Source organism: Methylobacterium sp. AC690 (assembly GCF_979256535.1).
This window is the reverse complement of sequence record NZ_CEEDOX010000025.1, coordinates 15,400-40,538: the sequence shown is the minus strand read 5'-3', so window position 1 is coordinate 40,538 and position 25,139 is coordinate 15,400. Positions and strand designations below refer to the sequence as shown.

Annotated in this window: 26 protein-coding genes and 1 tRNA gene; 13 read left to right on the top strand and 14 right to left on the bottom strand. The window is 70.3% G+C overall.

What is annotated here, in order from left to right:
• Nucleotides 1-183: 183 nt before the first annotated feature.
• Entirely contained in the window at nucleotides 184-1,155 is a 972-nt protein-coding gene (locus AC0IY1_RS22850) for an AraC family transcriptional regulator (protein WP_471772639.1), read from the bottom strand.
• A 164-nt stretch (nucleotides 1,156-1,319) separates the two neighbouring features.
• On the opposite strand from AC0IY1_RS22850, the gene AC0IY1_RS22845 reads away from it, so the two are divergent.
• On the top strand, nucleotides 1,320-1,898 hold the full coding sequence (locus AC0IY1_RS22845) for a DUF308 domain-containing protein (protein ID WP_471772691.1): 579 nt from the start codon (nucleotides 1,320-1,322) through the stop codon (nucleotides 1,896-1,898).
• Nucleotides 1,891-2,556 (top strand): tyrosine-type recombinase/integrase, encoded by a 666-nt coding sequence (locus AC0IY1_RS22840; RefSeq protein ID WP_471772636.1) that lies wholly within the window; start codon nucleotides 1,891-1,893, stop codon nucleotides 2,554-2,556. The genes AC0IY1_RS22845 and AC0IY1_RS22840 overlap by 8 nt, the downstream gene beginning before the upstream one ends.
• A gap of 126 nt (nucleotides 2,557-2,682) precedes the next feature.
• On the opposite strand, the gene AC0IY1_RS22835 is transcribed toward AC0IY1_RS22840, so the two are convergent.
• From AC0IY1_RS22835 to rfbC, 6 genes are all read right to left on the bottom strand, one after another.
• Nucleotides 2,683-2,756: transfer RNA gene (locus AC0IY1_RS22835), tRNA-Gln, on the bottom strand.
• A 164-nt stretch (nucleotides 2,757-2,920) separates the two neighbouring features.
• On the bottom strand, nucleotides 2,921-3,238 hold the full coding sequence (locus AC0IY1_RS22830; protein ID WP_055955652.1) for a hypothetical protein: 318 nt from the start codon (nucleotides 3,236-3,238) through the stop codon (nucleotides 2,921-2,923).
• A gap of 67 nt (nucleotides 3,239-3,305) precedes the next feature.
• A complete protein-coding gene (rfbA, locus tag AC0IY1_RS22825) occupies nucleotides 3,306-4,196 on the bottom strand; it encodes a glucose-1-phosphate thymidylyltransferase RfbA (RefSeq protein WP_471772635.1) in 891 nt (296 codons plus the stop codon).
• Nucleotides 4,193-5,101: a dTDP-4-dehydrorhamnose reductase gene (gene rfbD / locus AC0IY1_RS22820; protein WP_471772633.1), complete on the bottom strand. Its 909-nt coding sequence runs from the start codon at nucleotides 5,099-5,101 to the stop codon at nucleotides 4,193-4,195. The genes rfbA and rfbD overlap by 4 nt, the downstream gene beginning before the upstream one ends.
• Nucleotides 5,102-5,117: 16 nt before the next feature.
• Nucleotides 5,118-6,185 carry a dTDP-glucose 4,6-dehydratase gene (gene rfbB / locus AC0IY1_RS22815; protein ID WP_471772631.1) on the bottom strand — a complete coding sequence of 356 codons (1,068 nt, stop codon included), beginning with the start codon at nucleotides 6,183-6,185 and terminating at the stop codon, nucleotides 5,118-5,120.
• A gap of 87 nt (nucleotides 6,186-6,272) precedes the next feature.
• A complete protein-coding gene (gene rfbC, locus AC0IY1_RS22810; RefSeq protein WP_471772630.1) occupies nucleotides 6,273-6,827 on the bottom strand; it encodes a dTDP-4-dehydrorhamnose 3,5-epimerase in 555 nt (184 codons plus the stop codon).
• Between the two features lie 218 nt (nucleotides 6,828-7,045).
• Here rfbC and AC0IY1_RS22805 point away from each other — a divergent pair, with 218 nt between their 5' ends.
• Nucleotides 7,046-7,624, top strand: a complete 579-nt coding sequence (locus tag AC0IY1_RS22805; protein ID WP_471772628.1) for a hypothetical protein — start codon at nucleotides 7,046-7,048, stop codon at nucleotides 7,622-7,624.
• Nucleotides 7,625-7,644: 20 nt separating this feature from the next.
• Here the strand turns inward: AC0IY1_RS22805 and hpxZ are convergent, their stop codons facing one another.
• The 4 genes from hpxZ to AC0IY1_RS22785 all read right to left on the bottom strand — a co-directional run bounded on the left by hpxZ (nucleotide 7,645) and on the right by AC0IY1_RS22785 (nucleotide 10,554).
• Nucleotides 7,645-8,025 carry an oxalurate catabolism protein HpxZ gene (gene hpxZ, locus AC0IY1_RS22800; RefSeq protein ID WP_055958727.1) on the bottom strand — a complete coding sequence of 127 codons (381 nt, stop codon included), beginning with the start codon at nucleotides 8,023-8,025 and terminating at the stop codon, nucleotides 7,645-7,647.
• 11 nt (nucleotides 8,026-8,036) lie between these two features.
• A complete protein-coding gene (locus AC0IY1_RS22795; RefSeq protein ID WP_471772689.1) occupies nucleotides 8,037-9,431 on the bottom strand; it encodes an AtzE family amidohydrolase in 1,395 nt (464 codons plus the stop codon).
• 14 nt (nucleotides 9,432-9,445) lie between these two features.
• The gene (locus AC0IY1_RS22790) at nucleotides 9,446-9,646 is read right to left on the bottom strand and encodes an AtzG-like protein (protein WP_471772625.1); all 201 of its coding nucleotides are present in this window, start codon (nucleotides 9,644-9,646) and stop codon (nucleotides 9,446-9,448) included.
• A gap of 233 nt (nucleotides 9,647-9,879) precedes the next feature.
• The gene (locus AC0IY1_RS22785; RefSeq protein WP_055958214.1) at nucleotides 9,880-10,554 is read right to left on the bottom strand and encodes a cysteine hydrolase family protein; all 675 of its coding nucleotides are present in this window, start codon (nucleotides 10,552-10,554) and stop codon (nucleotides 9,880-9,882) included.
• A 503-nt stretch (nucleotides 10,555-11,057) separates the two neighbouring features.
• Between AC0IY1_RS22785 and AC0IY1_RS22780 the strand changes: the two genes are divergently transcribed.
• The 9 genes from AC0IY1_RS22780 to xdhC all read left to right on the top strand — a co-directional run bounded on the left by AC0IY1_RS22780 (nucleotide 11,058) and on the right by xdhC (nucleotide 22,932).
• Nucleotides 11,058-12,056, top strand: coding sequence for a hypothetical protein (locus AC0IY1_RS22780; protein ID WP_471772623.1), 999 nt, complete (start codon nucleotides 11,058-11,060; stop codon nucleotides 12,054-12,056).
• 95 nt (nucleotides 12,057-12,151) lie between these two features.
• Nucleotides 12,152-13,513 (top strand): 8-oxoguanine deaminase, encoded by a 1,362-nt coding sequence (locus AC0IY1_RS22775; RefSeq protein ID WP_471772621.1) that lies wholly within the window; start codon nucleotides 12,152-12,154, stop codon nucleotides 13,511-13,513.
• 1 nt (nucleotide 13,514) lies between these two features.
• Complete coding sequence (locus tag AC0IY1_RS22770) at nucleotides 13,515-15,116, top strand: ABC transporter ATP-binding protein (protein WP_471772619.1); 1,602 nt, start codon at nucleotides 13,515-13,517, stop codon at nucleotides 15,114-15,116.
• On the top strand, nucleotides 15,106-16,182 hold the full coding sequence (locus AC0IY1_RS22765; RefSeq protein ID WP_055958224.1) for an ABC transporter permease: 1,077 nt from the start codon (nucleotides 15,106-15,108) through the stop codon (nucleotides 16,180-16,182). The genes AC0IY1_RS22770 and AC0IY1_RS22765 overlap by 11 nt, the downstream gene beginning before the upstream one ends.
• Nucleotides 16,179-17,105, top strand: coding sequence for an ABC transporter permease (locus AC0IY1_RS22760; protein WP_471772617.1), 927 nt, complete (start codon nucleotides 16,179-16,181; stop codon nucleotides 17,103-17,105). Before AC0IY1_RS22765 ends, AC0IY1_RS22760 begins: the two co-directional genes overlap by 4 nt.
• Nucleotides 17,106-17,134: 29 nt before the next feature.
• Nucleotides 17,135-18,211, top strand: a complete 1,077-nt coding sequence (locus AC0IY1_RS22755) for a BMP family ABC transporter substrate-binding protein (protein ID WP_471772615.1) — start codon at nucleotides 17,135-17,137, stop codon at nucleotides 18,209-18,211.
• A gap of 59 nt (nucleotides 18,212-18,270) precedes the next feature.
• Nucleotides 18,271-19,767, top strand: coding sequence for a xanthine dehydrogenase small subunit (gene xdhA, locus AC0IY1_RS22750; protein ID WP_471772613.1), 1,497 nt, complete (start codon nucleotides 18,271-18,273; stop codon nucleotides 19,765-19,767).
• Nucleotides 19,760-22,117, top strand: coding sequence for a xanthine dehydrogenase molybdopterin binding subunit (gene xdhB, locus AC0IY1_RS22745; RefSeq protein ID WP_471772611.1), 2,358 nt, complete (start codon nucleotides 19,760-19,762; stop codon nucleotides 22,115-22,117). The genes xdhA and xdhB overlap by 8 nt, the downstream gene beginning before the upstream one ends.
• Nucleotides 22,114-22,932, top strand: coding sequence for a xanthine dehydrogenase accessory protein XdhC (xdhC, locus tag AC0IY1_RS22740; RefSeq protein ID WP_245436513.1), 819 nt, complete (start codon nucleotides 22,114-22,116; stop codon nucleotides 22,930-22,932). The genes xdhB and xdhC overlap by 4 nt, the downstream gene beginning before the upstream one ends.
• A gap of 3 nt (nucleotides 22,933-22,935) precedes the next feature.
• Here xdhC and AC0IY1_RS22735 read toward each other — a convergent pair whose 3' ends face one another.
• From AC0IY1_RS22735 to uraD, 3 genes are all read right to left on the bottom strand, one after another.
• Nucleotides 22,936-23,202: a hypothetical protein gene (locus tag AC0IY1_RS22735; protein ID WP_471772609.1), complete on the bottom strand. Its 267-nt coding sequence runs from the start codon at nucleotides 23,200-23,202 to the stop codon at nucleotides 22,936-22,938.
• A 38-nt stretch (nucleotides 23,203-23,240) separates the two neighbouring features.
• Complete coding sequence (locus AC0IY1_RS22730; protein WP_471772607.1) at nucleotides 23,241-23,438, bottom strand: hypothetical protein; 198 nt, start codon at nucleotides 23,436-23,438, stop codon at nucleotides 23,241-23,243.
• Between the two features lie 153 nt (nucleotides 23,439-23,591).
• Complete coding sequence (uraD, locus tag AC0IY1_RS22725; RefSeq protein ID WP_471772605.1) at nucleotides 23,592-24,473, bottom strand: 2-oxo-4-hydroxy-4-carboxy-5-ureidoimidazoline decarboxylase; 882 nt, start codon at nucleotides 24,471-24,473, stop codon at nucleotides 23,592-23,594.
• A 164-nt stretch (nucleotides 24,474-24,637) separates the two neighbouring features.
• On the opposite strand from uraD, the gene AC0IY1_RS22720 reads away from it, so the two are divergent.
• Entirely contained in the window at nucleotides 24,638-25,018 is a 381-nt protein-coding gene (locus AC0IY1_RS22720) for a hypothetical protein (protein ID WP_471772603.1), read from the top strand.
• Nucleotides 25,019-25,139: the final 121 nt, after the last annotated feature.

Here is a 25,139-nt window from a genome sequence, read left to right as displayed (position 1 = left end):
AGTAGAATTTGCGCGCACTTTGAGAGTATTGCTTCGCAGCAGGCGTTCCATTCCAGCCAGCTTCTGCCGGACATGGGACGTCCTTTTTACGGGCTTTATACCCGAAGGCGGACCAGCAGATTTCCACCCAACCCGGTCATAGAGCAGACAGGCCGGCGTCGGCCAGCCGAGCCGTACAGACTGCTATGATGGCCGCGCAAAAGCGGACGTAGGCGTGGGTTCGACCCGCTCAGCCCCCTGCCGCAAACCACCGTCCTGCTCGCGCGATCCGGAACCGCTCGGCGGCGCAGGTTCGTCCCGCGGCGGGTATCCGAACATGGCCTTGTAGGCGCGGCTGAAGGCTGCCTCCGACGCGTAGCCGACGCGCAATGCGACCTCTCCAACACGCGCCTCGCGGGCGAGCAGCATGTCCCGGGCGAGCGTGAGCCGCCACTCGTTCTGGTAGCGTAGGGGCGAGCGACCGACGAGCGCCGTGAACCGGTCGCAGAAGCTCGACCGTGACATGCCGGCCGCGTCCGCCAGGGCCTCGACGCCCCAAGGACGTGATGGACGCTCGTGTATGACCTTCAACGCTCGGGCGATGCGGGCATCCGAAAGCCCTCCCAGCCATCCGGTGGTGTGCCCGCGCCGCACCCAAGTCCGTAGAGTGCGGATAACGATGACGTCGATGATCCGCGAGATCATCAGGGCCGCGCCGGGCTCATCGTCGGTCACCTCGACCATCAGGAAGGGTACGATGCCTTCCAGCCACCCCGCCCCCTCATCGCGCCGGATGTGGATGCGCCCGGGCAGGGCCGAGACCATGCCGCGCAGGGCGTGGGGATCGAACCAGAACCGACAGACGATCACCGAGGCGCGCGCGGCGGACGCCACTAGCCTAGCCCCTCCGAGCCCGCGGGGCAGAAGCACGAGATCGCCTGTGTCGATGACGACGCGTTTCGCGCCATTGCCTTCGACGTGAAGGGAACCCTCGGCGACCACGAGGACATGGGCGGCCCCAACCTCCAGGTCCAAGATCCCTGACCGCTCGACTTCATGGGACCGGACGTGGTCCCCGGTGAGCCTGATCTGCGCCAGGACGAGGGAGAGGAGGTCGCCGGCGACGCTCGGTCCATCCTCCGGAGGAACGGTCAAGTTTTCCAGCGATCCGGTCATGGGTGCCATCGGCGTCCGTTTGTAAAAGTGCCTTCCGAAGCGAGGCATATCCCCCTGGAAAAACACCGTTTCCACGAAGTCCGGCGTTTCGGTCGCCGGCGTCCTCCGCGTGATTGCGGGTCGTGCCGATCCTCCGCCTTGCCGCGCACCCAAAGGGAACCACGATGACGATTATCCAAAGACCCGGCCATGACACTTCGCGCTGGCTGAGTTCCTATCACTTCCTCCGTGCCGGAATATCCGTCGGCTGGGTCGCTGCCGCCTTCACCATCGGCAAGGCCATGCCGCCGGCCGCGGCGGCGCTCCTGGTCGCTTATCCCGCCTGGGATGCCGTCGCCAACGTCATCGACGCGCGCCACAGCGGCGGCTTGGGTGCCAATCCCAGCCAAGCCCTCAACGCGGCCGCCAGCACCGTCGTCGCCGTCGCAGTGGCGCTCGCGCTCGGATGGGGCATGCACGCGGTGCTGGCGGTGTTCGGGATCTGGGCGATCCTCTCCGGCCTGTTGCAACTCGCGACCGGCGTGCGGCGCTGGCAGGCGGGCGCACAGTGGGCGATGGCGCTCAGCGGAGCGCAGTCGGCCCTTGCAGGCACGCACTTCATCCTCAAGGCGAACGGTGCCTTGATGCCGGCGATCACGGACATCGCTCCCTACGCCGCGTTCGGCGGCTTCTACTTCCTGGTCTCGGCCGTGTGGTTGACCGTGGCGCAGGCGCGGAAAGGAACGACGGAACGGATTGCATGAACCATCGCGGCGCCGACGCCGCCGGCTGTCTCCCATTCATGGCTTGGCGGGATCGCCTCGCTCTCCGCTCACGCCGACAGGCCGACTATGCCTGGAGCGTCCTTGCCCGTGTCCTCTCCTGGGCGCTCGACCGCGGGCTAATCCTGGCCAACCCCTGCGAGAAGGGTGGCCGCCTCTACCGAGCGACGCGGACGGACAAGGTCTGGAGCGATGCCGACGAGGCCGCGTTCCTCGCCTCGGCGCCCCCTCACCTGCATTTACCGCTGATCCTGGCCTCTGGACCGGCCAGCGACAAGGCGACCTCCTGCGGCTTCCCTGGGGCGCCTACGACGGCAACACGATCCGCCTGCAGCAGGGAAAGACCGGTGCACGTGTCGTGATTCCAGTCAGCAGCGTGCAGAAGCTGGCTCTTAACGCCGCCCCGCGCCACAGCCCGGTGATCCTGCTCAACTCGGAGGATCGGCCCTGGACCAGCGATGGCTTTCGCTCCTCGTGGGGGAAGGCCTGCAAGGCGTGCGGCATCGCAGGTCTGACCTTCCACGACCTACGCGGAACTGCTGTGAGCCGCCTAGCACTGGCTGGATGCTCTGAGGCGGAGATCGCGACGCTGACCGGGCACTCGTTGAACGACGTTCGGTCTTGGATGCTCACTACCTGAGCCGTGATCCGGCGCTTGCCATCGCGGCCATCAGGAAGCTCGAAACCAGAACAGCTTTTCCCGACCAGATGCCCGACAGGGCCTAACTGTTCTCAGACTGAAGTGGAAAAAGCGTAGTTAAATCAGTGGCTGGGGGACCAGGATTCGAACCTGGACTAGAGGAGTCAGAGTCCACTGTTCTACCGTTAAACTATCCCCCAACATCCCCGCGTGGCACGAGGCAGGATCCGGTTGTTCGTCGCAGGCGCTGCCGAGGGCTGGCGGTTGAGACCCGGTCCGTTCCGGTGCAGGGGCGATAGCATGGCTTTCCGGACCGATGCAAGCCCACATCTGAACGCTTGCTCATGAGGTGATTCGCACTGCTTCAGGCGCTGCCCGGCGGCTCCAGGCGGGCCTCGATCATGCCGAGGGTGCGCAGGATCGCCAGGGCGACGATCTCGCAATCGGTATCCCCCTCCGGCGTGGCCGGGAGAATCGCCACGGTGCTCACTTCGTCGTCCGTCAGGAACCCGACCACGACCTTGTAGACATCGCCCTCCGGAGCGCTCTCGTCGTGGACGAGGCAGACGCGGCAGCCATGCGCCTCGCCGTAGACGCGCTGGGTCAGGACCTGGACGCGACGGGGATCGGTTGCTTCCGTGCGGCGTGGGGCGCCGAAGGTGGGGCGAATGATGTTGTCCATTTTCGCTCCTATACCCGACCGTCCCCGCTTCGGGGAGGCCCCTCCCCGCTCCGGTCCTGTGTGCGCCTCAACGAGTCAGGAGTCCTTTTGGGTCTTCCTGGGCGAGTTTGAGGAGGTTCTGTCCGTAGGCGGTTTTGGCGAAGAGCTTGCCGCGGGCGACGAGCTGGTCCTTGCCGATGAAGCCCTGCAGGTAGGCGATCTCCTCCAGGCAGGCCACCTGCAGGCCCTGGCGGTGCTGGAGCGTGCGCACGAACTCGGCCGCCTCCAGCAGGCTGTCATGGGTGCCCGTGTCGAGCCAGGCATAGCCGCGGCTCATGCGCTCCACGTGCAGCTGCCCGCGCTCGAGATAGGCCTCGTTGACGCTGGTGATCTCGAGCTCGCCCCGGGCCGAGGGCGTCACCGCCGCGGCGATGTCGAGGACCTGGTTGTCGTAGAAGTACAGCCCCGTCACCGCCCAGGGGCTCTCGGGCTCCACCGGCTTCTCGACCAGGCGCAGGGGCCGTCCGTCCGGGCCGAGGGTCACCACGCCGTAGGCCGAGGGATCGTCGACGTGGTAGGCAAACACCGTGGCGCCGCTCTCGCGCGCCCGCGCCCGGGCCAGCATCTCGCGCATGCCCGAGCCGAAGAACAGGTTGTCGCCGAGCACCAGGGCCACGCTGCCCGCGCCCACGAAGTCGCGCCCGATCAGGAAGGCCTGGGCCAGCCCTTCCGGCCGGGGCTGGAGTGCGTAGCTGAAGGACAGCCCGAACTGCTCGCCGGTGCCGAACAGGCGCTTGTAGTTGTCCAGGTGCTCGGGCGAGGAGATGATCAGGATCTCGCGGATGCCCGCCAGCATCAGCACCGAGACCGGGTAGTAGATCATCGGCTTGTCGTAGACCGGCAGCAGCTGCTTGTTGATCGACAGCGTGGCCGGGTGCAGGCGCGTGCCCGTGCCGCCGGCCAGAACGATCCCCTTCATGACTGTGTCTCCGTCGTTGTTCGTTCGGGGCCGACCAGCCGGTCGAGGATGTCGTCGAGGGCCCGTTCCCAGGGCCGCGGCCTCAGGCCGTAGGCGGCCGTGAGGCTCGCGGTCGAGAGCACCGAGTACGCGGGCCGGCGGGCCGGAGTCGGGAAGGCGCTGGTGGGAATGGCGTCGACCGGTACCGCGCGGGCGCCGCGCCGGGCCGCGCCCGCCACGATGGCCCGAGCAAAGCCGCACCAGGTGGTGGCGCCCGCATTGACGAAGTGATGCGTGCCCGTGGGGGCGGTAGGATCGCGGGCCAGCGCCTCGGCGATCTGGGCCAGGCCGGCGGCGAGGTCGCCCGCGCTCGTCGGGCTGCCGTGCTGGTCGTCGACCACGCTGAGGCGCTCGCGCTCGGCGGCGAGGCGCAGCATCGTCTTGACGAAGTTGCTCCGGTGCGGGCTCACCACCCAGGCGGTGCGGAGGATGGCGTGGCGCGGGTTGGCGCTGCGCACCGCGATCTCGCCGGCCGCCTTGCTGGCGCCGTAGACGCTCTGCGGGTCGATCGGCGTATCGGGGGTGCAGGGGGCCTCGGCGCGGCCGTCGAAGACGTAGTCGGTGGAGACGTGCACGAGGGGGATGCCGGCCCGGGCGGTGGCGGCGGCCAGGAGTGCCGGCGCCACCGCGTTCAGGGCCCAGGCCGCGGCGATCTCGCTCTCGGCCCGGTCCACGGCGGTGTAGGCGGCCGCGTTGACCACCGCCGCGTAGGGGCGCGCGCTCAGGGCGGCGTCGATGGCGTCCGCGTCGGTGACGTCGAGCGCCGTGCGGCTCGGGGCGTGCAGGCGGGTGCCCGCCTCCCAGAGCGCCGGTGCCTGCAACTCGGTGCCGACCTGGCCGGCCCCGCCGAGGATGAGGATGTCCATGGGTTCGGGCATCGGCTCAGGCGCGGCCGGTGGGGGCTGTGCCCAGGCCGAGGCGCTCGCCGGTGTAGCGGCCCTCGCGGATCGGGCGCCACCAGGCCTCGTTGGCGAGGTACCAGCGCACGGTCTCCTCCAGGGCCCGCTCGAAGTCCTTGGTCGGATGCCAGCCGAGCTCGGCCTCGGCCTTGGACGGGTCGATGGCGTAGCGCCGGTCGTGGCCGGGCCGGTCGGCGACGGAGGTGATCAGCCGGTCGTGGGGGGCCTGGTCCGGGCGCAGGCGGTCGAAGGCGGCGCAGAGCGCTTTGACGACGGCGAGGTTGTTGCGCACCGCGCGCCCGCCCAGCAGGTAGGTCTCGCCGATCCGCCCCTTCTCCAGCACCGCCACGAGGCCGCGGGCATGGTCCTCCACGTGGATCCAGTCGCGCTCGTTCAGGCCGTCGCCGTAGACGGGCAGCGGCTTGCCCTCCAGGGCGTTGAGGATCATCAGCGGGATGAGCTTCTCGGGAAAGTGGCGCGGGCCGTAGTTGTTCGAGCAGTTCGTCACCAGGACCGGCAGGCCGTAGGTCTCGTGCCAGGCGCGGGCCAGGTGGTCGGAGGCGGCCTTGGAGGCCGAGTAGGGCGAGCGCGGGTCGTAGCGGCTGGCTTCGGTGAAGAAGCCGTCCGGCGGCAGCGAGCCGTAGACCTCGTCGGTGGAGACGTGCAGGAAGCGGAAGGCCGCCTTGGCCTCGCCGCTCAGCCCGTCCCAGTGGCTGCGGGCTCCGTCGAGCATGACCTGGGTGCCGACCACGTTGGTGCGGATGAAGGCACCCGGATCTGTGATCGAGCGGTCGACATGGCTCTCGGCGGCCAGGTGCATCACGGCCTCGGGCCGGAACGCGGCGTAGAGGGCGTGCACGGCCCCCGGGTCGCAGATGTCGGCCTCCACCAGGCGGTGGCGCGGGTTGTCCGCCAGCGGCTGGAGCGAGATCGGGTTGGCCGCGTAGGTCAGCGCGTCGAGCGTCGCCACCTCGTGCCCGAGCTCCTGCACCAGGTGCAGCACCAGGGCCGATCCGATGAAGCCGCAGCCGCCCGTCACCAAGATGCGCATGGGATGAAAGGTCTCTCGTGAAGGCGATCGGGGGGCGATCGCGGGGAACAGCGGAACCGGATCCGGTCGTATCCTGCCGCAAGAGCTTCAGAAAAGCGGCGGAAGATCGGCCAGGCGCGGGGCGATCCGGTCCTTGGCCGAGAGCTGGGCCTCGACCTCGCTCACCGGCCAGGCGATGCCGAGTGCCGGATCGTTCCAGAGCAGGCCGCCATCGTGCTCGGGGCTGTAGACCCCGCCGGCGACCTTGTAGGCCACCATGGTGTCGGGTTCCAGGGTGCAGAAGCCGTGCCCGAAGCCGACCGGGATGTAGAGCTGCTCGCCGGCTTGCGCGTCGAGGCGCACGGCCACGTGCCGGCCGTAGGTGGGCGAGGCGCGCCGCAGGTCGACGGCGACGTCCAGGATGGCCCCCGCGAGCACCCGGACCAGCTTGGCCTGGGCCATGGGAGGGCGCTGGAAGTGCAGGCCCCGCACCGTGCCGCGCGGGGCGGAAAAGGACTGGTTGTCCTGGATGAACACATCCGCGATGCCGGCCCGGGCCAGGATGTCCGCCCGGTACGTCTCGCAAAACCAGCCCCGCGCATCGCCGAAGCGCGGAGACACCACCCGCCGGACCGCCGGAATCTCCGTCTCAATCACCTGCATGCTCGGGGGACCTCAAGATCGGGAAGCTGGACGTCCTTGGCAAGTTTGGATCCCGGCCTGTCAAGGATCGAAGGGGATTTTCGAAGGGGCCGCGATGCGCCTGAGCCGTCTCGCGCCCGCGGCCCTGTTTCCGACACAGGACTTCGCGAGAGGGGACGGCGTTTGGTGTTGACGGACGACCGCCTCAGCGCGGGGGATGGTCCGGACGGAAAGTATCGATGATCGCCATTCAGATCATATCCGGAACGTTCGGCGCCGGGCCGGGATCTTACGAATTCGGCGTCTTCGGGTTGCCCGATGGAAGCCTGCGCGGGGTCGAGGACTTGGAGACCTTGACGCTCGCGCCGCCTGAGCAGGTGGTTCCGCGTCGCACCGGTATCGCCCGGGGATTGCGGGACGCTCTGGTGGCCACCGGTCCCCTGCCGAACCCGCTCGGCCTCGCCGCGTCTCTCATGCATGCCGGCCTCGATGTCCTCGGGGGCGACGCGCGGCCGACCTGGTCCGTCGAGCTTCGATTCCGGGATGGGGTCCAGGCTCTGGTCCGGACCGATGCCGAGACGGCCGCCCAGATCGAGCGGGACCGTGAGGTGGTGCAGCGCGCCAGCCTGCGCCTACCTCCACCCCGCTCTTCGGTACCGTCGGCCGAAATCCAGCCCCGGATGCCCGCGGTGGCAGAGGGTGAGGCCGCCTCGATCGACGCGTCCGTGCCGGATGGGCAGACCCTGTCCTCCCTCTTCGCTTACGAGAAGCGCGGAGGCCGTGTGCGCCGCCTCTCCAAGGCACTGGACGGCACCTGATCCGCCGCGGTGGAGGGAGATCAGCCCGTGATCGTGCTCACATGGGCCGCGACGACCTTCCAGCCGTCGGGGAAGCGAATCCAGGTCTGGCTCTGGCGTCCGATACGCCCCGGGGCGCTCGACCGGGTGAACAGCGTCATGGCGATTCCGGTATCGGACCCGTAGGTGGTGATGACGGTGTCTCTCAGGTCGCGCGCCAGGCCCTCGGGCGACCGTGCCCGACGGAACGCGCGGATGGCCTCCATCCCGTAGAGGTTCTCGGCCCCACCGTAGCGGATCGTGCGCGCATCATCATGGAACAGGGCCTCCAGCGTCGGCACATCGTTGCCCACCAGGGCCGCCTCGTAGGCCGCGAAGGCGGCCTCCACCTCGGCCTTCACGGCCGGATCGTCGATGATCATCGCGGTCTCGCTCACAGGTTCGCCACGGGCGCGCGGACGATGCCGTCCCGCTCCAACTGGTGCGCTACGCGCAGGGCGTAGGCCTCGCGCCAAGGAGCGGCGATGACTTGGACACCGAGGGGCAGGCCGTCGTCCAGGCGCACGGGGACAGCCACCACCGGCAGGCCGATGAAAGAGATCGGCTGGGTGAACACCCCGATATTGGCCCGCACCGGCAGAGTCACCCCGTCGAGGACGAAGGTGGTCTGGCCTGAACGGGGCGCCCGGCAAGGCGTGGCGGGGGCCAGGATCACGTCGACCTCGCGGAACAGTTCGAGGACGGCGGCCCGGTACCAGCGGCGGAAACGCTGCGCCCGCTCGACCATCGGGGCCGGGATCATCGCCCCGGCGATCAGCCGGTCGCGTACGGCCGGATCGAAATCCTCCGCCCGGGTCCGCAGGCGATCGAGATGGAGCGCGGCTCCTTCGGCCGCCGTGATGAGGTAGGCCGCCGCCCGGGCACGGGCCGCCTCCGGAATTTCGACGCTGCGCGTGACGCCGAGGGCCCGGGCGATGGCGGCCACCGCTGCGAACGCCTCGGCGTCGCCACCGCGCGCAAAGTAGCCGCCCGCCACCGCGACGCGCAGGTTCCCCAGCCCGTCGGAGAGGTGAGGCAGAGCCGGCTCTGCGGGTCGCGTCGTAGCCACCGGGTCGTCCGGGTCCGGCCCCTGCATGGCGTCGTAGCTCAGGGCGAGGTCCGTGACGCTGCGCGCCATGGGTCCGACATGGTCGAGGCTGCCGACGAAGGGAAAGCTGCCCGCCCGACTCAGGCGACCGTAGGTTGGTTTGAGGCCGAAGCAGCCGCAGAAGGTGGAGGGGACGCGGATCGAGCCGTTGGTGTCGGAGCCGAGGGCGATCGGCACCAGCCCGGCCCCGACCGCCCCGCCCGAGCCTCCGGACGAGCCGCCGGACATGTGATCGAGAGCGTGCGGGTTCCGGGTCGATCCGTCATGGACGTTCTCGCCGGTGAAATCGTAGGCGTATTCGCCCATGTTGAGGCCGCCGACGAGGATCGCGCCCGCCGCCTCGAGCCGGCGCACCAGGGCGCCGTCGCGCTCCGCCGGGGCCCGATCGCGGTTGATCTTCGCACCGGCGCGGGTCGGCAGACCGGCGATGTCGAACAGATTCTTGACCGCGAAGGGCACGCCGGCCAGCGGACCCAGGGTCTCGCCCCGATCGCGGGCCGCATCCAGGGCCTCGGCCCGGGCCTGGGCGCGCGGGGCGAGAATGTCCGTGAAGGCATTCACCGCACCGTCGACCCGCGCGATGCGCGCCAGGGTCGCGGCGACGTTCGCGCGGGCGCTGGTCGTCCCATCCCGAAACGCCGCCGCCAGCGCCTCGGCCGTCATCGTGCTCGGATCGTGCATCGTGTCCGGACCGTTCATGCTTCGTAGACCGGGGCGGCATCCACCTCGTCGGGCAGGGAAAACGCGGCCACATGCGCGGCGGCCGCGCGCAGGACCGCGAGGTTGCTTCCGATGGCGCCGATCCAGGCTGGATCGAGGGGGATGGCGAGCAGCCCGGCCGCTGCCTCGATGTAGGCGTCGAGGCCATCGGCCGGTGGATCGTTGCGCTCCGACATGCGCTGTCTCCTAAAGATGTCGCGTCTCCGCGTGAGGGTGATCCCGACTAAAGGGGGGACTCGGCCGGCCCGGCGAGACAGGATGAGTTTGACGAAGGTGCCGCGTCGTCGGGGCCGGAAGCAAGCGTCAGGCCGGGCGACGGCCCCGGAGCGCGGGCCGGGCCGATCCTGCGGCTTTCCGGCAACGCGCTCCGCAGGCCCGAAGGTTCGGTTCTCCCCGTGTCCGACGAATCTCAGGATGTGCCGCTCAGGGCTGCGATCACCGCCGCCGAGGAGGCGACCCAGCCGAAGATTCCACCCTGTGCGGCAATCATCGCGAGGCCGACACGATGGAATTCGGGGAAGTAGGAGGCGCAGCCATCCCCGACCGCCACGCAGCGATAGCCGCGGTCGTTGCCCTCTCGGATCGTGGTGTGCACGCAGACCTCGGTGGTGACTCCGCAGACGAGCAGGGTCGCGATGCGGCGGGCGGCCAGGACCGCACCGAGATCCGTGGCGTAGAAAGCGCCCTTCCCCGGCTTGTCGATGACCACCTCGCCCCGCATCGGTGCCAATGCGGGAACGATGCCGTGGCCCGGCTCGCCGCGGATCAGGATGCGGCCCATCGGGCCCGGAGCGCCGATCCGTGCGCTGGGCTCGCCCCGTTCCAGCTTGGCCGGCGGCGCATCGGACAGGTCCGGCTTGTGGCCCTCCCGCGTATGCACGACCAGAAGCCCTGCGCCCCGGGCCGCGGTGAGGACGGCCCGGATCGGCGGCACGGCGGCCTGGAGGAGCGACACGTCGTTGCCTAGGCTTTCACCGAAGCCGCCCGGCTCCAGAAAATCGCGCTGCATGTCGATCACCACCAGCGCGGTCGTCGCCGGATCGATCGTCAGGGGGGCGGGCTCGGCCGCGAGGATATGGGGCATGCCGGGATACCGGGCCGGAGGAGCGTCGGCGCGACGGATGCAAGGACCGTGCGGCCGCCGCGAACCTGCGGATGATCATGGCGGCAGGATCGACGATGGGCACGCCTGAGTGCTTCGCGATGCGGCATCGTTCCGATGCAGGCCGGGGACCGTTCCGGCGCTGTACCCAGCCTCGCACCGCAGGGGGCGATGCCTAGGAGCGAGGCCGACGTGCGGCGCGGCGGACGCGCCTGCGATGTTTCCGGGACCCCGTGGGCTTCCGGGGCTCCGTGGGCTTCCGAGACTCCGTCGTCCTGCCGGCGGGTTCGTTACCGCGCTTTCGGACCGCGCGGGTGAGGGGAAGGGCGCGGGTTTCCCCCGTTGCCCTGCCCTGCCGCTGCCGGCCGCGTCTCGGAGTGTTGCGGAATTACGCCAATCGCCCGCGACCCCTTTGCGGCGATCGCCCCTGGCACATCGGTTGCTGTGATGCCGGCAACTGGGCGTCCAAGCCCTTGGGGGACGTTATGACCATCACAGCATTTCTAAGACCCCTGACGGCTGTCGCCCTGGGCCTGGCCGCCCTCACGCCCGCCCTGGCCGCCGACCTCGACAAGAGGCCTCCGGCCGCCCCGCCGGAGGGTCCGTCCTCGTTCTTCCTGTTCTCGGACACCCAGGTCAGCTACCGCTACCAGTTCCCCGCGGCCAACCCGGGCAGCCAGGTCCAGCGCGCCGATGGCAGCTTCCGCAACCAGGATGCTCCCAAGCACATCCTCAACATCTCGCACGCCGATGCCTGGGCGTACGGGACGAACTTCTTCTCCCTCGACATCCTCAAGTCGGGCGCCCAGTTCCCGGCCGGCACCACCGACGGCTTCGGCGTGCCGACCTTCTCCGATTCTGGAAACACCGAGGCCTACGGCCTCTACCGCGGCACCCTGAGCCTGAACGCGCTGACCGGCACCAAGGCCTTCGTCGTGCCAGGCCTCATCAAGGACGTCTCGCTCGCCTTCGGCTTCGACGCCAACGCCCAGAACGACGCCTTCGGCTCGAAGAAGCGCGACGTGGTGGGCGGTCTGAACTTCGCCTTCGACGTCCCGGTCGGCTTCCTCAACGCCTCGGTGCAGGCCTACAAGGAGTGGAACCGCAACGGCTTCAACGTGGCGCCCAACCGCGACGTCAGCTTCGACACCGTGCCCGAGTTCGAGATCGTCTACAACTTCCCGCTGACCTTCACGGGCCTGCCCCTGAGCATCGCCGGCTTCAACAACATCGTCCTGCCCAAGGGTCGGGGCGTGAACGATCCGGGGGCGTTCGCCTTCAACCCGAAAACGGGCCTGGAATTCCTCTCGCGGACCAACTTGGTTCTCGATGTCGGCAAGCTGATCTACGATCAGCCCAACCGGGTCGATGTGTTCATCGGGTTCCAGTACTGGCACAACAAATTCGGTAACATCGAGCGGGCGGACTTCAAGGGCACGGAGGAGAAGAGCTTCCTGGCCGGCGTGGCCTTCCACGTGTTCTAGAAGCCCGGTGTCGCGCTTCGACCGATCCTCGATCACGATGCATGATGCCCGCACGGGACGGCAGCCGATGCGAGCCCAGGGAGATAACGGACGATATGGTCGAGTCCAGCCCATCGAAGCGCCTCTGGATCCGCAATCCTCTGGCGATCCTGGCACCAGAATCCGGCGGTGGCCTCGTCGTCGAGGGCTCCCGCATCGTCGAGCGGGTCCGGGCCGGGGCGACGCCCGCTGCGCCCGTGGACGAGACCTTCGACGCCGGCCGTCACGTGGTCATCCCAGGTCTCGTCAACACCCACCACCACTTCTTCCAGACGCTGACCCGCGCCCATCCGGTGGCGATCAACAAACCGCTCTTTCCGTGGCTGAAGGCGCTCTACACCGTCTGGGACAGGATCACCCCCGAGGCGTTCCGGCTGGCGACCCGGCTCGCCTACACCGAGCTGCTGCTCTCCGGCTGCACCACGGCCGGTGATCACCACTACCTCTTTCCCAAGGGGCTGGAATCCTCCGTCGACATCCAGGTCGAAGAGGCCGGGCCGGTCGGGATCCGCGCCTTCGTCACCCGCGGCTCGATGAGCCTGTCCGAGCGCGACGGCGGACTGCCGCCCGAATGTCTGACCCAGGACGATGACACCATCCTGGCCGACAGCGAGCGGGTGCTGCGCCTGTTCCACGACCCCAAGCCCGGCGCGATGGTACAGATCGGGCTGGCCCCCTGCTCGCCTTTCAACGTGACGAAGCGGCTGATGCGCGAGAGCGCGGCGCTGGCCAAGCGCCACGATTGCCGCCTGCACACCCATCTCGGCGAGACGCTGGACGAAGACCGCTACTGCGTCGAGCTGTTCGGCCAGCGCCCGGTGGATTACCTCGAGGAGGTGGGCTGGATGGGCCCGCGCACCTGGCTTGCCCACGGCATCCACTTCAATGACGCCGAGGTGAAGCGTCTCGGGGCGGCCGGCGTCGGCGTATGTCACTGCCCGACCTCGAACATGACGCTGGCCTCCGGCCAGTGCCGGACCTGCGAGCTGGAGGCCGCCGGCAGCCCCGTCGGCCTCGGAGTCGACGGTTCAGCCTCGAACGACAGCTCGAACCTGATGGAGGGCGTCCGCCACGCCCTGATGATCAACCGCCTGACCTATGGGGCCGAGGCCGTGACCCATCTCGACGCCCTGCGCTGGGCGACGGAGGGGTCCGCCGCCTGCCTTGGACGGACCGATATCGGCCGGATCGCGGAGGGCTGCGAGGCGGATCTGGCGCTGTTCACCCTCGACGAACTGCGCTTTTCCGGCGCGCACGATCCGCTGGCTGCCCTGGTTCTCTGCGGCGCGCACCGGGCCGACCGCGTGATGGTGGCAGGCTCCTGGCGCGTGGTCGACGGCCAACCCCTCGGAATCGAGACCGAGCAGCTGCGCGAGGCCCACTCCCGTCTCGCCCGCACCCTGTTCGGAACCCTCTAGGGTGACCCCGGTCGTCCCCCCGGCCCGAACGGAGGGGCCGACGCCTCTGTTCGGCGCCTACGGCATCGTCAAGCGCTTCGGCGACTTCACGGCCAATGACGGGATCGACCTGGAGATCCGGGCCGGCGAAATCCATGCCCTGCTCGGCGAGAACGGCGCCGGCAAGTCGACCCTGATGAAGATTCTCTACGGGCTCCTGGAGCCCACCGAAGGCGTGGTCACCCATCGCGGCGACGTCGTGCGCCTCGCCAATCCGGAGGCGGCCCGGGCGCTGGGCATCGGCATGGTGTTCCAGCACTTCTCCCTGTGCGAGAACCTGACGGTCGCCGAGAACATCGCCCTGGTCATGCCGCGGGCCTTACGGGGACGGACCCTGAAAGCGCGCATTGCTGCGGTCGGCGGGACCTACGGGCTGCACCTCGACCCGGATCGGCCCGTCTGGTCGCTCTCGGCCGGCGAGCGCCAGCGCATCGAGATCATCCGCTGCCTCCTGCAGGACCCGCACCTCGTGATCCTGGACGAGCCGACCTCGGTGCTGACGCCCGGCGAGGCAGACCTGCTGTTCGGCGTGCTGGAGCGCCTGCGCGACGAGGGTTGGGCGCTGCTCTATATCTCCCATCGCCTCGACGAGGTGCGCCGGCTCTGCGCGCGTGCCACCATCCTGCGCGGCGGCCGGGTGGTGGGAACCTGCGACCCGCGCGCCGAGACCGCCCGGTCGCTCGCCGCCATGATGGTGGGGGCGCAGGTGGGCGAGGTAAAGCCGCCCACCGGGCAGGCAGCCGGACCCGCGCGTCTGGTCCTGTCCGGGCTCACCCTCCCCGCTCCCGGGCTGCACGGCACCGCCCTCGACCGCGTTTCGCTCAGCGTGCGCGGCGGTGAGATCGTGGGCATCGCCGGAATCGCCGGCAACGGGCAGGCGGAGCTGTTCGACGCCCTCTCTGGTGAGACCCTGGCGTCCGAGCCCGAAATGGTGCGGTTCGACGGCGTGATGTCCGGGCGCCTCGGGATCACGGCCCGGCGGCGGGGCGGCGCCGGCTTCGTACCGGAGGACCGCAACGGCCACGGCGCAGCCCCGACCCTGAGCCTGTCCGACAACGCGATCCTGTCGCGTCACGCCACGGCAGGCCTGAGCCGCTTCGGCTTCCTGCGTCGCGCCGTCGCGAAATCCCTCGCCCGCGCCGTCATCAACGCCTTCGACGTGCGCGGGGCGGGGTCCGATCCCACCGCCGGTACCCTGTCGGGCGGCAACCTGCAGAAGTACCTGATGGGGCGCGAGATCCTGGCCGAACCCGGCATCCTCGTGGTCAACCAGCCGACCTGGGGCGTCGACGCCCTGGCCGCCGCCCATATCCGGCAGGCGCTCCTCGACCTGGCGGAGCGGGGCACCGCCGTGCTGGTGATGAGCCAGGACCTCGACGAACTGTTCGCGATCGCCGGGCGGATCGCGGTATTGCACGACGGCACACTGTCGCCGGCCGTGCCGGCGGCCGGAACCACGCGTGAGACCCTGGGCCTGCTCATGGGTGGGTCGGAGCCAGCGCGCATTCCGCCGCCCGCATCGGTCCTTGCGGACGCCCCCTGGGTGCCGACCCATGCGCATTGACCTGACGCCGCGCGCCAACCGCTCGGCCCTGTTGGATGCGCTCTCGCCCATCCTGGCCTTCCTGGCCGCCCTGGTGGTCGGTGGCCTCGTGGTATCCGCCCTCGGCCGATCTCCGGCCGCCGCCTTCGTGACGTACTTCGTGGCGCCCCTGAGTGAGGTCTGGTCGCTGCAGGAGGTGGCCATCAAGGCCGCGCCGCTCGCCCTCATCGCCACGGGCCTCGCCTTCTGCTTTCGTGCCAACATCTGGAATATCGGGGCGGAGGGACAGTTCGTCATGGGCGGCCTGTTCGGCGGCTGGATCGGCGTCGCCACCCACGGGGCCACCGGCAACACCGCCTGGGTACTGCCCCTGATGCTGGTCGTCGGGACACTGGCGGGCCTGCTCTACGCGCTGATTCCCGCCCTGCTGAAGGTCCGCCTCGGGGTTTCGGAGATCCTGACCAGCCTGATGCTGGTCTATGTCGCCGAACTGCTGCTCGACTACATGGCGCGGGGGCCCTTGCGGGATCCGGCCGGCTTCAACTTCCCCCAGAGCGTCCCCTTCGATGAAGCGGCGCGCCTGCCCTACCTGATGGAGGGCGACACCCTGCATGCCGGCGTGGCCATCGCACTGGTGGTCCTCGGCCTCGCCACGCTGGTGCTCGCCCGGACCCTGTTCGGCTTCACCGTTCGGGTGGTGGGCGCGAGCCCGCGCGCGGCGCGCTTCGCCGGCTTCAGCGATGCGCGCCTGACCCTGGCGGTCTTCGCCGTCTCCGGAGCGGCCGCGGGCCTCGCGGGCATCTCCGAGGTGGCGGGCAGGATCGGCCAGCTCCAGCCCTCGATCTCGCCCGGCTACGGGTTCACCGCCATCATCGTCGCGTTCCTGGGGCGACTCTCTCCGGTGGGAATCCTGGTCGCCGCCCTCGTCATCGCCCTCACCACCATCGGCGGCGAGGGCGCGCAGATCGACCTGAAGCTGCCCCTCGACCTCACGCGTGCCTTCCAGGGCCTGCTCCTCGCCCTGGTGCTCGGAGCCGACGCCCTGTCGCGCTACCGGGTCCGCCTCGTGCCGGGAGCTGCCGCGTGAGCCTCGACATCCTGCAGATGGTGCTCGTCACCATCATCGCCGCCGCCACGTCGCTGATGATCGCGGCCCTCGGCGAACTCGTCGTCGAGCGTGCGGGCGTCCTCAACCTCGGCGTCGAGGGCATGATGGTGCTGGGTGCGGCCGCCGGCTTCGCCGTGGCGGTGGAAACCGGGTCGACCCTGGTGGGCGCGGCGGCCGGGGCCGGGGCAGGCCTCGCCCTCGCGGCCCTGTTCGGGCTTCTCACCGTGGTCCTGAGTGCCAATCAGGTCGCCTCCGGCCTCGCCATGACGATCCTCGGCCTCGGTCTCTCGGGCCTCGTCGGCGCGTCCTATGTCGGCTTGAAGCGCGAGCCGGCGCCGCATCTCGACCTGCCTGGCCTCACGGATCTTCCCGGCATCGGACGTCTGGTCTTCGGGCAGGACGGCTTCGTCTACTTCGCCTTCGCGCTGGCGGCGGGGGTGTGGTGGTTCCTCTGGCGCACCCGCACCGGCCTGATCCTGCGGGCCATCGGCGACGACCACACCGCGACGCATGCGCTCGGGCTCCAGGTCCGCACGGTCCGATTCCGTGCCGTGCTGTTCGGGGGGGCCTGCGCAGGCCTCGCCGGGGCCTACCTGTCGCTGTCCTACACCCCATTCTGGGCACCCGCGATGACGGCCGGGCGGGGCTGGATCGCCCTCGCCCTCGTGGTCTTCGCCTCCTGGCGCCCACTCCGGGTGCTGGCGGGAGCGATGCTGTTCGGCGGCGCCACGGTGCTCCAGCTCAACGCTCAGGCCGCCGGCATCGGCCTGCCGGGACAACTCCTCTCCGCCCTGCCCTACCTCGCCACCATCCTGGCCCTGGTCTTGCTCTCCCTCGGCAGGCGCCAGGGCGGCTCCCTCGCCCCGGCGTCGCTCGGCCGGGTCTTCACCCCGCACCGGTAGGCGCGCATAGCTCGAAGGATCTCGGAACGATGCGGATTGTGCAGGGGACCCTGGTGGCCGTTCTCGCCCTCGGAATCGGAGGCGCGCAGGCCCAGGAGAAGAAGCCCGGCGAGAAGCTGAAGGTCGGCTTCGTCTATGTCGGACCGGTGGCCGATTACGGCTACTCGTACCAGCACGACCAGAGCCGCAAGGCGCTCGCAGCAGCCCTCGGCGACAAGGTCGAGACCAGCTTCCTCGAGAACGTGCCCGAGGCCGACAGCGAGCGCTCCATCGAGAGCCTCGCGCGCTCCGGCCACGGCCTGATCTTCACCACCTCGTTCGGCTTCATGGAGCCGACGCTGAAGGTCGCCAAGAAATTTCCCAAGCTGAAGTTCGAGCACGCCACCGGCTACAAGCGCGCGGCCAATGTTTCGACCTACTCGGCACGGTTCTACGAGGGCCGTTACGTCTGCGGCGAGATCGCCGGCCGACTCTCGAAGACGGGCACCCTCGGGTACATCGCTTCGTTCCCGATTCCCGAGGTGGTGAGCGGCATCAACGCCTTCATGCTCGGCGCCCAGTCGGTGAACCCCGACATCAAGCTCAAGATCGTCTGGGTGAACACCTGGTTCGATCCCGGCAAGGAGGCCGAGGCCGCCAAGGCTCTGCTGGCCCAGGGCGTCGACATCCTGTCGCAGCACACCGATTCCGCCGCGCCGTTGCAGGAGGCGGAGAAGCAGGGCAAGCTCGCCTTCGGACAATCCTCCGACCAGATGCGCTTCGCGCCGAAGGCCCAGCTCACCTCCATCGTCGACGATTGGGACGGCTACGTCATCGGCGAGGCCAAGGCCGTCCTCGACGGCACCTGGAAGAGCCACGACACCTGGGGCGGCATCAAGGACGGCATGGTCGTGCTGGCGCCCTTCGCCAACATGCCCGACGACGTGAAGGCCAAGGCCGAGGCCACCAAGAAGGCGATCGCGGACGGCACGCTCCACCCGTTTCACGGTCCGGTATACAAGCAGGATGGTACAGAGGTCGTGAAGGCCGGCGAGAACGCCCCCGACCCGATGATCCTCGGTATGAACTGGTACGTGAAGGGCATCGGCGACACGCTTCCGCATTAGCCCGGTCGCGAACTGTCCCGTGGGGGGCGACGAATCGGCGTTCGAACACGAGAGGCCGCATGAGACACGCGATCCGCTTCCTCCTCGGCCCTGACGCGCGCACGATCGAGACCTGCGACCCGACGCTGACGGTGCTCGACTGGCTGCGCGGGTCCGAGCGGCTGACCGGCACCAAGGAGGGCTGCAACGAGGGGGATTGCGGGGCCTGCACCGTGGTCGTGGTGCGCCCCGAGGGGCCGCCCGGCGCCGAGCGCCTGCGCTACCGCACGGTCGACGCCTGCATCACCTTCCTGGGTATGCTCGACGGGTGCCAGCTTCTCACCGTGGAGCACCTGCGCGGGGCCGACGGGACCCTGCATCCGGTCCAGCGCCTGATGGTGGAGGAGCACGGCTCGCAATGCGGCTTCTGCACGCCGGGCTTCGTGATGTCGCTGTTCGCCCTGACCAAGGACCGGCCCGCCGCGACCGGGGAGGTCTGGACCTCCGCGAGTCCCATCGACGACGCGCTCGCCGGCAATCTCTGCCGCTGCACCGGCTACGCGCCCATCGTGCGCGCCGCCGAGCGGGCGCTGGCCACCCCCGAGGCGGATGCCTTCGACGCCGCCCACGACGACACCCTCGCCCGGCTGCTGGCCCTGCGTGACGATGAAACCGTGGCGGTCTCCGGTCCGAAGGGCCGCTTCCTCGCGCCCGCCACCATCCAGGGGGTCGTCGACCTCATGGCCGAGCACCCGGATGCGACCCTCGTCGCCGGGGCCACCGACGTCGCCCTCTGGGTGACGAAGGGTCTGCGCGTCCTCGACCCCATGATCTGGCTCGGGCGGGTGCCCATGCTGCGCGTCGTCGGCGAGGCCGCCGACCATCTTTACCTTGGGGCGGGCGTGAGCCTCGCCGAGGCCGGGCTGCACCTCTCGCGCCTGCATCCGGATCTCGGCGAGCTGTTCCGCCGGCACGGTGCCGCCCAGACCCGCAATGCCGGCACGCTCGGAGGAAACATCGCCAACGGTTCGCCGATCGGCGATGCGGCGCCGGCGCTGATCGCGCTGGGCGCGCGCCTCCACCTGATCGGCCGGGGCACCGAGCGCGAGATCCCCCTGGAGAATTTCTTCCTCGCCTACGGGCGGCAGGACCTGCGGCCGGGCGAGTTCGTCGGCGGGGTCCGGGTGCCGAAGCTTGGCCCCGACGCGCTGTTTCGCGCCTACAAGATCTCGAAGCGCTTCGACGAGGACATCTCCGCCGTGCTCGGCGCCTTCCGGGTGACCCTCGCGGGCGGCACGATCCGGGAGGCGCGCATCGCCTATGGCGGCATGGCGGGCACGCCCGGGCGCGCGGCACGGGCCGAGGCCGCCCTGGTGGGCCGGCCCCTCGACGCGGCCGTCGTGCCGGCCTTCAAGGCGGCGTTGGCCCAGGATTTCACGCCGCTCACCGACATGCGGGCGACGGCCGGCTACCGCCTCAGGGTCGCCGGCAACCTGATCGAGCGCCTGATCCACGAGGCCGCGCCGCGGGCGCCGGAGACCCGTCTCGCCTCCGTGGGAGCCCTGGCCCATGCTTGATCGCACGCCCCCGGCCCCGAAGGCCGACGACCGGATCGCGGGCGGGGCCCACACGCCGCGCATCCACGACAGCGCCGCGCGCCATGTCGGCGGCACCGCGATCTACATCGACGACATGGCCGAGCCGGCCGGCCTGCTCCACGTCTGCCTGGGGCTGAGCGCGCGCGCCCATGCCCGCCTCGTCTCGGTGGACCTCGCTCCCGTGCGGCGTGCCGAGGGCGTGGTCGCGGTGTTCACCGCCGCCGACGTGCCGGGCGTCAACGAGATCTCCTCCTCGCACCGGGACGACGAGCCGATGCTGGCGGAGGACACGGTGTCCTATCTCGGCCAGCCGATCTTCGCCGTGGCGGCCCTGACCCGCGCTGCGGCGCGCCGTGCCGCACGCCGCGCCATCATCGCCTACGAGGATCTCGAGCCCGTCCTCACCTTCCGGCAAGCGCGGGCGGACGGAAACCTCGTCTGGCCCCCGATGACCCTGACGCGGGGCGATTCCGACGCGGTGCTGGCGCAGGCCCCCGGCATCGTCCGCGGCCGGATGGCCATCGGCGGCCAGGAGCACTTCTACCTCGAGGGCCAGATCGCGCTGGCGGTTCCGGGGGAGGACGACGAGGTCACCGTCTACACCTCGACCCAGCACCCCTCCGAGGCGCAAGCGCTCGTCGCCAAGGTGCTGGGCACGGTGAACTCGGCCGTGACGGCCGAGGTCCGCCGGATGGGCGGCGGCTTCGGCGGCAAGGAGAGCCAGTCCAACCTGTTCGCCTGCGTGGCGGCCCTGGTGGCCAAGAAGACCGGCCGCGCCGCCAAGATCCGGCCGGATCGCGACGACGACATGGTCATCACCGGCAAGCGCCACGATTTCGAAGTCGACTACCTCGTGGGCCACGACGCGGAGGGCAGGATCCTCGCCGTCGACATGCAGCTCGCCGCCCGTTGCGGCTGGGCCGCCGACCTGTCCGGCCCGGTCACCGACCGGGCCCTGTTCCACGCCGACAACTGCTATCATTACCCGGCGGTGCACCTGACCTCGCGGCCTTACCGCACGAACACCCAGTCCAACACCGCCTTTCGGGGCTTCGGCGGCCCCCAGGGCATGGTGGCGGCCGAGCGGGTGATCGAGGAGGTAGCCTATGCCTGCGGCCTCGACCCGCTGGAGGTGCGCAAGCGCAATTTCTACGGCACCGAGACCGACAACGTCACGCCTTACCACCAGACCATTTCCGACAATTGTATCCGGAATTTGGTGGCAAAACTGGAAGTCGATTGTGAGTATGCCGCGCGCCGCGCGGCCCTGCATGCGGCGAATGAAGCGAGCCCGGTGATCAAGCGCGGCATCTCCCTGACGCCGGTGAAATTCGGCATCTCCTTCACCTCCACCGCCTACAACCAGGCCGGCGCCCTGGTGCACATCTACAACGACGGCTCGGTCGGCCTGAACCATGGCGGTACCGAGATGGGCCAGGGGCTCTACGTCAAGGTCGCGCAGGTGGTTGCGGAGGAGTTCCAGATCGACGCCGACCGTGTCCGCATCACCGCGACCACCACCGGCAAGGTGCCGAATACCTCGGCCACCGCCGCCTCCTCGGGAGCCGACCTCAACGGCATGGCGGCCCGCGCCGCCGCCCAGACCCTGAAGGGCCGCCTGGTCGCCTTCGCGGCGGAGGCCTGGAGCGTCGAGCCCGAGACCGTGCTGTTCCTGCCCAACCGGGTCCGGGTGGGGAACCAGGAAATCCCCTGGGCGGACCTGATCCACAAGGCCTACCTCGCCCGCATCCCGCTCTCCGCCACGGGCTTCTACAAGACGCCGACCATCCATTGGGACCGCGATGCGGGCCGGGGCCACCCGTTCTACTACTTCGCCTATGGCGCGGCCTGCGTGCAGGCGGCGGTGGATACGCTGACCGGCGAGTACCGGATCGAGCGGGCCGACATCCTGCACGATTGCGGCCGCTCCCTGAACCCGGCCGTGGACAAGGGCCAGATCGAGGGCGGCTTCATCCAGGGGCTCGGCTGGCTCACCACCGAGGAATTGTGGTGGGACGGCACGGGCGCCTTACGCACCCACGCCCCCTCCACCTACAAGATCCCGGCCTGCGGCGACCGTCCGCGGATCTTCAACGTGGCCCTCTACGCGAACGAGAACCGCGAGGAGACGATCTACCGCTCGAAGGCGGTGGGCGAGCCACCGCTGATGCTCGGCATCGCCGGCCTGCACGCGCTCTCGGATGCGGTGGCGAGCGTCGCCGGCCATCGGCACTGCCCGCGCCTCGATGCGCCGGCGACGCCGGAGCGCGTCCTCGACGCCGTCGACCGGATGCGGGCGCTGGCAGACGCGCCACCTGCGCAGCCGTGAGCCTGGACCCGTCGGAGACGCTGTCGGCGACCCTGGCGACCGCCCTTGCGGCGGGTACGCCGGCGGCCCTGGTCACCGTGTCCGAGGCGCTGGGCTCGACCCCGCGCGCAGCCGGCACCGCCATGCTGGTGATGCCGGACCGGGTCGCCGGCACCGTCGGGGGCGGCACCTACGAATGGGCGGGCATCGCCCGCGCCCGGGAACTCCTGGCGGCGGGCGAGGCCGAGGCGACCCTGCGCAGGCCCCTGGGACCCGAGACCGGCCAGTGCTGCGGCGGGCACGTGACCCTGGCGATCCGCCGGGCCGATGCCGCGACGCTCGCCGCCCTCCGGGCCTCGGAGGCCGAATCCGCCGCACGGGCGCCCCTGGTGATGATCTACGGCGCGGGCCATGTCGGGCGCGCCCTGGCCCTGGCCCTCGACCCGCTGCCCGTCCGTCCGCGGATCATCGATGACCGGCCCGAGGAGATCGCGCGGGTTTCGGGCACGCGCGTCGCACGGGTCGTCGGCTCGGCCAGCGCCGCGGCGGAGGCTGCGCCGCCCGGGGCCGCCCACGTGGTGGTCACGCACAGCCACGCCCTCGACAGCCTGATCTGCGCCAGCCTGCTGGAGGCGAACACCTTCGCGTATCTCGGCCTGATCGGGTCTTCCACGAAGCGGGCGACCTTCCTCTCCGCCTTTCGGGCGATGGGCTTGGACGAGGCGGCGCTGGCCCGCCTCGTCTGCCCGATCGGCGGGACGCGGGTGCGCGACAAGCGCCCCGCGGTGATCGCCGCCCTGGTGGCGGCCGAACTCATCGCCGCCTTCGCGCCCTGAGCGTCAGGGGCGTCCGGCCGGTGGCGGAGGCGCCTCGCCGCCGCGCACCGGCCTCTCCTCGACCGGAACGCCCCCGGCCCGGGGCGGCACCGGGATCGCGTCGCCGCTGCGGATCGCCTCGGCCTCGTTGCGGGGGCCGGCCCGCCCCGCGGTTCCCCCCGGGGCGGTGGCGCCCTCCATGCCGGCGGGCGCGCCGACGCTCTGGGCCAGGGCCGGGCCGGCAAGGCCGAGGGAGAGGCTGAGGCTGAGAAGGCTGAGCACACGGATCATGCGGTCTGGACTCCTGAAGGCGGGTGGTCGAGGCGGGTTCAACGGTGGCGGCGGTGGGCCACCGACCGATGGCGGATCTGATGCCGGTGGCGGAGGGCGGTGCGGCCGCGCAGGCCGCCGGGGGCCGTGATCCGGGGCTGGCCTCCCGGCGCGATCAGGGTGCCCTGCGCCCGGGCGGGCGGGGCGAGCGCCAGGAGACCTGCCGCGAGCAGCGCTGCGGCGCACCCCCGCGCCATCAGGCTCCGAACCGAAAATCGAGGCGTCAAATCCCATCCTCCCTGCGACCCGCTTGGCTGGGCGTCGATCAAGTTGCAGGCAAAGGACATGCCGGAGCGAACTGATATCACAAGGCTTTGTCGGATCGCGACGCTGCGGCTGCCTCGGGCCGGTCAGCTGCCACGATAGGTCTGGTAGCTCCAGGCGCTCGCCACCAGGGGCACGTGGTAATGCCCTTCCGGATCGGCGACCCCGAAACGCAGCGTGACGCTGTCGAGGAAGGGAGGTTCGGGCAGGCCCGGACAGGTGGCGCGGAAGTGATCGCCGATGCGGAAGCGCAGCTCGTAGGCAGCCACCGGAACGGGGCGTCCGCCGATCAGCGGCTCGTCCGTGCGCCCGTCGGCGTTCGTCACCGTGCGGGCCACCCGGACGGTCTCGGTCTCCGAGACCCATTCGTGGAGTTCCACCGGGATTCCCGGCGCCGGCCGGCCCGCCACGGTGTCGAGGACGTGGGTGGAGATCCGGCCCGTGACGCGGGGCGCGCCCGGCCCGCTCACCAGGGTGCCGAGGCGAAGGGCGGCGATGCGGTACACCTCTGCGAGGGCGGTCCGGCGCTCGGTCTCCGGGTCGGCGGCGAGGCGTGCCTGGACGGTGCGCAGCAGCGAGGCGCGGCCATGGCGCCTGACGCAGAGGATGAACGGGAACCCGAAGGTCCGGCCATAGGCCGCGTTCAGCGCCGCGAAGCGCTCGCCTTCCGCCTCCGAGAGCCGATCGAGGCCGGCGGCCGCCGGCTCGGCGGCGGAATCGGGGGCGATCGTGCCGGCGCGGGCCGCACGCCCGGCGAGCCCGGGGTGGTCGGTGAGAAGGGCGTGGCGGGCCGCCTCCGGCGCGGCCTCGACCGCCCCCTGCAGGGCAGTGAGCAGGGCCTCGACGGTGGGAAACGGCCGTTGTGCGGCGGCAGCCTCGGCGACCCAGGGCGCGTATTCGAACACGCCCCCGAGGGCGGCGACGAACGCATCGTGCGGGGCCTGGTTCAGGGCGTCGAGGGTCGGCATCGCGGATCCATCCTACGCAGGGCGGGGGCCGGGGAAGCCATAGCAGGCAGCGGGCCATCCGGCGCGGGCGCGTGGCGGCGCAAGGATCGCCAGGCGCGCGAAAATGTGGTCTGGCCGGCGCTCCCGCCCGCTCGATGGATGCCGGACGGACAGCGAGGCCAGCCATGATCCGCAAGACGCACCTCCCGCCCGACGCGACGCTGATCCAGGTCGCGGGCGATCTCGCCGAGCCCGAGGAGTACCTGCGCCGGCTCCTCGGGAACATGCGGTTCTGCCAGAAGCGGCATGGCGACGCCCTGGTGCGGATCGGGGTGACCGGAAAGGGCAAGGGCGGGGGCAAGGGTGGGGGGCTGAGCCCCTCCTACCGGATCGACTACCGGGTGGACGGGGTCGAGACGGTCTTCAACGGCTTCGGCGGCACCTCGCACAGCGCCTTCACCGAAACCAACGTTCGCGAGACGAACTGGAGCCGGGCCCACGCGACGATCCAGGAGGTCCAGCGACTCTACGACGACCTGCGCAAGGGCCCGCCCCGCGCGCCTTGAGCCTGCCCGAGAGCCCGGCCGTCGCATCCCGGACCGACTTCGGGGGAAGGACGGATCGGCATCCGGCGATACTGTATGACTTCATACAGTCGAAGACTCGGTCTGTGAGGTGAAAGCCAGC

What these genes read in the sequence shown, in the direction of transcription:
- hpxZ (WP_055958727.1), bottom strand. Translation starts at nt 8,025, where the DNA reads ATGATCATCGACGATCCGGCCGTGAAGGCCGAGGTGGAGGCCGCCTTC.
- rfbD (WP_471772633.1), bottom strand. Translation starts at nt 5,101, where the DNA reads ATGGACATCCTCATCCTCGGCGGGGCCGGCCAGGTCGGCACCGAGTTG.
- AC0IY1_RS22790 (WP_471772625.1), bottom strand. Translation starts at nt 9,646, where the DNA reads ATGTCGGAGCGCAACGATCCACCGGCCGATGGCCTCGACGCCTACATC.
- xdhB (WP_471772611.1), top strand. Translation starts at nt 19,760, where the DNA reads ATGCTTGATCGCACGCCCCCGGCCCCGAAGGCCGACGACCGGATCGCG.
- AC0IY1_RS22850 (WP_471772639.1), bottom strand. Translation starts at nt 1,155, where the DNA reads ATGACCGGATCGCTGGAAAACTTGACCGTTCCTCCGGAGGATGGACCG.
- rfbA (WP_471772635.1), bottom strand. Translation starts at nt 4,196, where the DNA reads ATGAAGGGGATCGTTCTGGCCGGCGGCACGGGCACGCGCCTGCACCCG.
- AC0IY1_RS22775 (WP_471772621.1), top strand. Translation starts at nt 12,152, where the DNA reads ATGGTCGAGTCCAGCCCATCGAAGCGCCTCTGGATCCGCAATCCTCTG.
- AC0IY1_RS22735 (WP_471772609.1), bottom strand. Translation starts at nt 23,202, where the DNA reads ATGATCCGTGTGCTCAGCCTTCTCAGCCTCAGCCTCTCCCTCGGCCTT.
- AC0IY1_RS22720 (WP_471772603.1), top strand. Translation starts at nt 24,638, where the DNA reads ATGATCCGCAAGACGCACCTCCCGCCCGACGCGACGCTGATCCAGGTC.
- AC0IY1_RS22755 (WP_471772615.1), top strand. Translation starts at nt 17,135, where the DNA reads ATGCGGATTGTGCAGGGGACCCTGGTGGCCGTTCTCGCCCTCGGAATC.
- AC0IY1_RS22795 (WP_471772689.1), bottom strand. Translation starts at nt 9,431, where the DNA reads ATGCACGATCCGAGCACGATGACGGCCGAGGCGCTGGCGGCGGCGTTT.
- xdhA (WP_471772613.1), top strand. Translation starts at nt 18,271, where the DNA reads ATGAGACACGCGATCCGCTTCCTCCTCGGCCCTGACGCGCGCACGATC.
- rfbC (WP_471772630.1), bottom strand. Translation starts at nt 6,827, where the DNA reads ATGCAGGTGATTGAGACGGAGATTCCGGCGGTCCGGCGGGTGGTGTCT.
- rfbB (WP_471772631.1), bottom strand. Translation starts at nt 6,185, where the DNA reads ATGCGCATCTTGGTGACGGGCGGCTGCGGCTTCATCGGATCGGCCCTG.
- AC0IY1_RS22845 (WP_471772691.1), top strand. Translation starts at nt 1,320, where the DNA reads ATGACGATTATCCAAAGACCCGGCCATGACACTTCGCGCTGGCTGAGT.
- AC0IY1_RS22830 (WP_055955652.1), bottom strand. Translation starts at nt 3,238, where the DNA reads ATGGACAACATCATTCGCCCCACCTTCGGCGCCCCACGCCGCACGGAA.
- AC0IY1_RS22785 (WP_055958214.1), bottom strand. Translation starts at nt 10,554, where the DNA reads ATGCCCCATATCCTCGCGGCCGAGCCCGCCCCCCTGACGATCGATCCG.
- AC0IY1_RS22805 (WP_471772628.1), top strand. Translation starts at nt 7,046, where the DNA reads ATGATCGCCATTCAGATCATATCCGGAACGTTCGGCGCCGGGCCGGGA.
- AC0IY1_RS22765 (WP_055958224.1), top strand. Translation starts at nt 15,106, where the DNA reads ATGCGCATTGACCTGACGCCGCGCGCCAACCGCTCGGCCCTGTTGGAT.
- AC0IY1_RS22730 (WP_471772607.1), bottom strand. Translation starts at nt 23,438, where the DNA reads ATGGCGCGGGGGTGCGCCGCAGCGCTGCTCGCGGCAGGTCTCCTGGCG.
- uraD (WP_471772605.1), bottom strand. Translation starts at nt 24,473, where the DNA reads ATGCCGACCCTCGACGCCCTGAACCAGGCCCCGCACGATGCGTTCGTC.
- AC0IY1_RS22780 (WP_471772623.1), top strand. Translation starts at nt 11,058, where the DNA reads ATGACCATCACAGCATTTCTAAGACCCCTGACGGCTGTCGCCCTGGGC.